Below are 6,426 nucleotides of genomic sequence, written 5' to 3'. Positions count from 1 at the left end.
CTTCCTCGGCACCGTCGCCGAGAGCTTCATCATCGACACCGACCACTGGCGGCACTTCTGGCTGATGCTCGGCGCCATGTGGGGCATGTTCGCCGCCGCACAGCGCTGGCAGGCGCGGGAAGCGGCGGCGGGACCCGTCACTTCTCCGGCCGGAACGTAATCCCGGCGCGCTCTTCCAGTCGCTTGATCAGCTTGCGGCCCATCGCAGCTCCCGGCGTCCAGATGCCGGGCGCGGTGTCGGCCGCATCGCGCGCAAGGCACATCGCGCATTCCGCGATCATCTTCGACGTCGAGCCATAGCCGGGATCGCGGTCGCCCTTCACCACAGCCTTGGCCTGCCGGCCGTCGGGGGCGATCGCAACGAACAGCAGATCGTAATAGCCGCTCTCGCGCTCTTCCTTCGACGGTCCCTCGCCGGGTTTCGGCACGTCGGCGCCGGAGAGCTTGTTGTTGGCCGCCATCACCTTCTTGGCCATGGCTTCGCCCTGCTCGCCCGGCCCGGTGATCACCATCTCGTCGTAGACGAAGTCCTTGCCGTAGGGGAAACCGAGCAGCATGTTGGAACGGTGGACGTTGCGCGTGTTGATGTTGGCCATCACGAACGGCGCGGTCCAGGTCTTCAGCTCCTCGTCGTAGACAGGGCGGTTGCCCGGCGGCTGTTTCGGGCCGTCAAATCCCGGCGTCAGCGAGAACGGATTCTTCAGGAGCGCCACCAGGCTCAGATCCTTCGCCGCCGCCTCGAAGATCGCGCGCATGCTCGCGGCGGTGCCGCCGGAGAACGTGCCCTTCATCTCGCGCACGCGGCCCTTTACGCGCGGAGCGGTCGCGCCAAAGGCCTTCTTCGCCTCTTCCTGCGCGCAGAACACGCCAAGCTCGAACGGCAGCGAATCGTAGCCGCAGGAGAACACGATGCGCGAGCCGCTCTTCTTCGCCGCCGCCTCATGCTCCTCGATCTTCTGGCGCATCCAGGTCGGCTCGCCGCAGAGATCGAAATAGTCCACGCCCGCGGCAACGCAGGCGGCCAGCAGCTCATTGCCATACAGCATGTACGGCCCGACCGTGCTGATCACAGACTTCGTCTGCTCCACCATCGCCTTCAGCGAGGCCGGATCGCCGGCGTCCGCCACGATCAGCGGCAAATCCTTCGGCGCGCCGATCGCATCGCGCACGGCGGCGAGCTTGTCCTTAGCTCGGCCGGCCATCGCCCATTTCAGGCTGGCGTCGCCCTTGTAATGCGCGGCGAGATATTCGGCGACGAGCCGGCCGGTGAAACCGGTGGCGCCGTAGACGACGATGTCGAATTTCGAAGACATGTTCTATTCCCTTGAACTCTCAATTCGTCATTGCGAGGAGCGACTTGTCCGCCGTAGCTCGAAGAGCGAAGGCGGAAGCGACGAAGCTGCGGCAAAGCTGGATTGCTTCGCTTCGCTCGCAATGACGGCTACTTCTTCCCCGCGTAACTCACGCCCATCCCGGCGCGCACATCGGCCTGGATGCCGTAGGGCGCGATCGGATAGCGCAGGCCGTTCTTCGCCAGCTGCTTCATCCCCACGATGGCCTTGGCGAGATAGGCCGGCGGCAGCGCCATTAGCATCTCTTCGTCGGGCACGCCACCATAGCGGCGTTCGGCAAAGCAGGGCAGCGACAGGCTCGGCTCGCGCGTCTTCAGCGCCCGCCCCCAGGAATCCGCGCATGCGGTCTCGCCGACCACGCCCCATTCGAACTTCCGGTAGCCGGTATATTGCAGCCCGTTGATCAGGATGATCATCTGCCCGGGCGTCGCATAGACCAGGCAAATGTCCGGCGGATCGAGCCGGCCGCTGCCGAGCGGGCTCACCGCGAGCGCCTTGTAGCGGCCGAACGGCACCACGTCGAGCGCCTCCTGCCGCTTGCGCGCGTCCTCCGCGGTGCCGTGCCAGACGCCGACATAATTTTCGCCGGCCAGAAATTTCTCGTCCGTTGGCGCGAGCCCGATCACCGCACGGCACTGCGCGCCGACGAGATCGTCGCCGGTGATGCCGACGGTCCAACCGAGCCGCGAAGCCATGCTGACGATCTGGTCGGTGGTGTGGATCGCCGTTGGCCGGCGGATCCTGGGAATCGCCGCCATCTCCTCCACGGTCGCAAACAGCTTCATGCCGATGACGGTCGTCTTCAACCGCAACAGGCCGTTGAGATCGGCCACCATGCCGGCGAGATCGAAGTTTTCGGGCGGCGATTGTTGTTGCATGCGTTCTCTCCCGGATGACCTTTGCACCGATCCTAGCTTGGTTGCCCGGTGGACGCGAAGCCCTATTCCGGCCCGGGCAGCAGCGCATCGGTGTAACCGGCGATGCGATAGGCGATCAGCCCGAGCCATTCGCGCACGCCGATGTCGACGAGCTGAAGACCGTCATTGGCAGTAACGTAAAACAGGAACAGATCCGCCTTCCCGCCGACCTTCCAGTCCACCGGGTAGGCCTCGACCGGAAAGCCCGCCTTGCGGAACAGTCCCATCGACCGCGGCATGTGATAGGCCGAGGTCACCAACAGCCAACGCTCTCCCGGTTTCGGCTTGACGATCTCTTTGGAGAATTCGGCGTTCTCCCTCGTATTGCGCGATTGCCGTTCCACAGTCAGCCGCGACTTCGGAATCCCCAGGCCCTGAAACAGCGCCGTGGCGTAGTCGGCCTCCCTGGCATCGCTGGAGATCAGCTTCGGACTGCCGCCGGTGTAGACGATGCGTGCGCCGGGATAGCGGTGCGCCAGCGTCGCAGCGCCGATGATCCGGTCGGCCGCACCCGAGATCACGGGCACGCCATGCGCCGCGGAGAGATCGGCATGGAGCGATCCGCCGAGGACGATGATGCCGTCAGGCTCCCCGCGCGAAGCGTCCCATTTCGGAAAGCGCTGCTCGAGCGGATAGAGCACGAGGTTGCCGAGCGGCGAGAAGCCGCAGATCGCGAGCAGCACCAGCGCGACCACCATCAGCCTGCGCCCGAGCCTTGCAAACCGCGTCAGGAGCAGGACTGCGCCGACGAGGCCAATCCCGATCAGGAAAGTGCTGGGAATTCCCAGGTAGCCGACGGTCTTGGAGATTGCGAAAAACAAGCAAACGATCCCATTCAAGCGCCATTGCGGGCCACAGGTTCACCGTGTCATACGCGGGCTTGACCCGCGTATCCATCTTGAAAAAGTGTCTTCGAAATGATGGATTGCCGGGTCAAGCCCGGCAATGACGAAAAAATCATGACCCATCATCACCTGCATTCCAGTCCGCAAACCTGCCATTGGGGCTTCTTCGAGGCGAGGCTGAAGCCGGTCCTGACGATCGCAAGCGGCGACGAGGTCTTAATCGACACCGTCAGCGGCGGACCGGACGTGCTGCCGGACAAAAGCAAATTCCACATCCCGCCGGAACTGTTCGATATCCATGCGCAGAGCGAGCGCATGGTGCCCGGCCATATCCTGACGGGTCCCATTGCGGTCGAGGGCGCCATGCCCGGCGACGTGCTGGAGGTCGACATCATCGACGTCCAGCTCCGGCAGGACTGGGGCTACAACCTGATCCGCCCGCTTGCGGGCACGCTGCCAGACGATTTCCACGAGACGCGAATCCTCAACATCCCGCTCGACCGTGAGCGCATGGTGGGCCGCCTGCCCTGGGGGCTCGACCTGCCGCTGAAACCGTTCTTCGGCGTGATGGGCACCGCGCCGCCGCCGGCCTGGGGCCGCATCACCTCGCTGATCCCGCGTGCCATGGGCGGCAACCTCGACAACAAGGAGCTCGGCGCCGGCGCCAAGCTCTATCTGCCGGTGTTCGTGCCGGGCGCGCTGTTCTCCTGCGGCGACGGCCACGGCGTGCAGGGCGACGGCGAAGTCTGCGTCACCGCGATCGAGACCGCGCTGCAGGGCCGTTTCCGCCTGACGCTGCGCAAGGACCTTTCGCTCGCCTGTCCCCGCGCCGAGACCGCCGAGCATTACATGACCATGGCTGTCGATCCCGACCTCGACCAATGCGTGGTGCGCGCGCTGCGCGACATGATCGTGCTGCTCGGGGAGAAGCGCAACCTGTCGCGCGAGGACGCCTACACCCTGTGCAGCCTCGCCGCGGACCTGCGCGTGACGCAGACCGTGAACGGCTCCAAGGGCATCCACTGCATGATCGCGAAGTCGGTGGTGCACGGATGACTTCGTAGGGCGGATCAGCGCCAGCGTAAGCCGCCGCGCCACCATCGGCCCATTACGTCTTGCGGCTCATGCGCCCTACAGGCGCTCATGTGATTCGCGCGCCAAAGCGTTAAGCGCGCGTTGCCGCCCGGCCACATATTCGGTGCCGCTGAATCAACAATACGCGAGCAAATCGTGAATTGCGACGCACGCCGCGCACCATGCATCTGGCGGTGCGCTCACCATATGCGTGCACGGGCATGCACGAGGAAGGCGGACTTTGGTCCGCCGCGGGGCGCCCGGAAAACAACTGCAAGAGAGACACGGCGTTGCCGATGGGGTCGGCTTGCCGAAGGTGTGTGGGGTAATCGTGGTACTGCAATGGTTGAACAGTCCGGTGGTCTGGACGGTCATCGTCCTGATCCTGTCCTGGCTCGGAATCTTTCGCGAGCTGCTTTGATCGTCACGCGGCGGCGGTGAGCCGCTGCAGGAAATGCGTCACCTGCTGCCGCAGCATCGCGACCTGGCCGTGGACGCTCCCGGAGGCGCCGTTGACGCGCATCGCAGCCTGACCGGTATCGGCTGCGGCGGCGCTGATGCCGCCGACGTTGGACGACACCTGCGAGGTGCTCGCCGACGCCTCCTGCATGTTGCGCGCGATCTCGCGGGTCGCCGCCCCCTGCTCGTCGATCGCAGCTGCGATCGAGGAGGCGGTTTGATTGACGTCCTCGATGGTCTGCGCAATCGCCTCGACCGCGGCGACCGACGCGGTCGTGCTCTGCTGCATCTCGCCGACCTTGGCGCTGATCTCCTCGGTCGCCTTCGCGGTCTGGGTGGCGAGGCTCTTGACCTCGGAGGCAACCACCGCGAACCCGCGGCCCGCCTCGCCGGCGCGCGCCGCCTCGATCGTGGCATTGAGCGCGAGCAGATTGGTCTGTTCCGCGATCTCGCTGATCAGCTTGACCACGTCGCCGATCCGCATCGCAGCTTCCGCCAGCGAACGAATTTCGCCGCCGGCGCGGTGCGCCTCGCCGACCGCGCGGCCGGTGTTTTCCGTCGAGCGCGCCACCTGGCGGCTGATCTCGGCGATCGACGATGCCAGTTGCTCGGCTGCGCTGGCCACGGTCTGGACGTTGCTGGAAGCCTGCCCCGAGGCCGTCATCACGCGGGCGGTCTGATGGCCGGTTTCCTCGACTGCCGCGGCCATCGTTCCGGCATCGGCTTCGAGATCGGCTGCCGCATTGACGAGATTGCCGGCGATCTCGTCGAGCCGGGCGCCGAATTCCTTCGACAGGCTGCCGATCTCGAGCACGCGCCGGCGCAGGCTCTCAGTTCCGCCGTTGATGACGGCAGCCGAACGGCGGAACGATCCAGGCAGCCCGCGCGCCATGATCCTGCGAAAATGCTTGCCGCGACTGGCATAGTCCATCGAGGCCGACGCCTCGCGCACGAAGGCGTCCGTGATGTCGAGCATGTCGTTGATCGACTTCTGCATAAGGCCGATCCGTCCGGGCAGCCGGTCGCTGAGCACGCGCGCCTCGAGATCGCCCTTCGCGGCGGCATTGCACACCTTCGTGGCCTCGCTGACCGCCGCGACCACCTGCCTCAGGCTCCATATGCCGTAGGCCAGTAGCGCGACGATCACGCCCAGCAGGATCGCGGCGGGCGTGCGCGGAAGCGGATCGGCGATGAAGACGGCGGCGAGCGCGGCAGTCGCGAGAAGGCCCGCAAGGCCGCCTGCCGCCTGCATCCTAGAGAGAGAGCACGAATTCATCGTAACCTACGCCTTGTTTGTCGAGCAGACCGACCATCATGTCGAAGCTCGCGCGCATGCCGTCCCTGGCGTTGGCATGCCGCGCTTCCTCGGCGCTTAGCGCCTTGTAGATCGGGCTGATGCGCTCGATCGGGCCGCGGTCGGGCCTGCGGCGATTGGAATGATAACCGACGATATTGCCTTGGTCGTCGAGCGTCGGCGTGACATGGGCAAACACCCAGTAATGGCTGCCGTCCTTCGCCAAATTGACGACGTAGGCGAAGATCTCGTGCCTGGTCTCGAGCGTGTCCCAGAGCAACTTGAAAACACAGCGCGGCATGTCCGGATGCCTGATCAGGCTGTGCGGAGCGCCCATCAATTCCCTGTACGAATACTTCGCCATCCGGATGAAAACGTCGTTGGCGTAGGTGATGCGGCCCTTCAGATCGGTCTTCGACACGATCAGTTCTTCTTCGCCGAGCATGGCTTCGACGCCGCTCGGGCGCACGGTTCGTGCCATCGTT

At 65.2% G+C, this 6,426-nt stretch carries 6 protein-coding genes; 1 reads left to right on the top strand and 5 read right to left on the bottom strand.

The features are described from left to right. Positions 1 to 137 precede the first annotated feature (137 nt). The 3 genes from ACT4OC_RS30340 to ACT4OC_RS30330 form a co-directional block, all read right to left on the bottom strand. Entirely contained in the window at positions 138 to 1,313 is a 1,176-nt protein-coding gene (locus ACT4OC_RS30340) for a saccharopine dehydrogenase family protein (RefSeq protein ID WP_444842751.1), read from the bottom strand. Between the two features lie 128 nt (positions 1,314 to 1,441). Next, entirely contained in the window at positions 1,442 to 2,230 is a 789-nt protein-coding gene (locus tag ACT4OC_RS30335) for a DUF169 domain-containing protein (RefSeq protein ID WP_444842750.1), read from the bottom strand. Positions 2,231 to 2,292: 62 nt separating this feature from the next. Further along, entirely contained in the window at positions 2,293 to 3,090 is a 798-nt protein-coding gene (locus tag ACT4OC_RS30330) for a YdcF family protein (RefSeq protein WP_444842749.1), read from the bottom strand. Between the two features lie 138 nt (positions 3,091 to 3,228). On the opposite strand from ACT4OC_RS30330, the gene ACT4OC_RS30325 reads away from it, so the two are divergent. After that, entirely contained in the window at positions 3,229 to 4,170 is a 942-nt protein-coding gene (locus ACT4OC_RS30325; protein WP_444842748.1) for an acetamidase/formamidase family protein, read from the top strand. A 442-nt stretch (positions 4,171 to 4,612) separates the two neighbouring features. Here ACT4OC_RS30325 and ACT4OC_RS30320 read toward each other — a convergent pair whose 3' ends face one another. Both ACT4OC_RS30320 and ACT4OC_RS30315 read right to left on the bottom strand, forming a co-directional pair. Further along, on the bottom strand, positions 4,613 to 5,923 hold the full coding sequence (locus tag ACT4OC_RS30320; RefSeq protein ID WP_444842747.1) for a methyl-accepting chemotaxis protein: 1,311 nt from the start codon (positions 5,921 to 5,923) through the stop codon (positions 4,613 to 4,615). Continuing rightward, a complete protein-coding gene (locus ACT4OC_RS30315) occupies positions 5,901 to 6,422 on the bottom strand; it encodes a PAS domain-containing protein (protein WP_444842746.1) in 522 nt (173 codons plus the stop codon). The genes ACT4OC_RS30320 and ACT4OC_RS30315 overlap by 23 nt, the downstream gene beginning before the upstream one ends. Positions 6,423 to 6,426 lie beyond the last annotated feature (4 nt).

Origin of the sequence: Bradyrhizobium sp. (assembly GCF_052389815.1) — a bacterium.
Taxonomy (GTDB): Bacteria; Pseudomonadota; Alphaproteobacteria; order Rhizobiales; family Xanthobacteraceae; genus Bradyrhizobium.
This window is presented reverse-complemented; position numbering and strand designations above follow the sequence as displayed.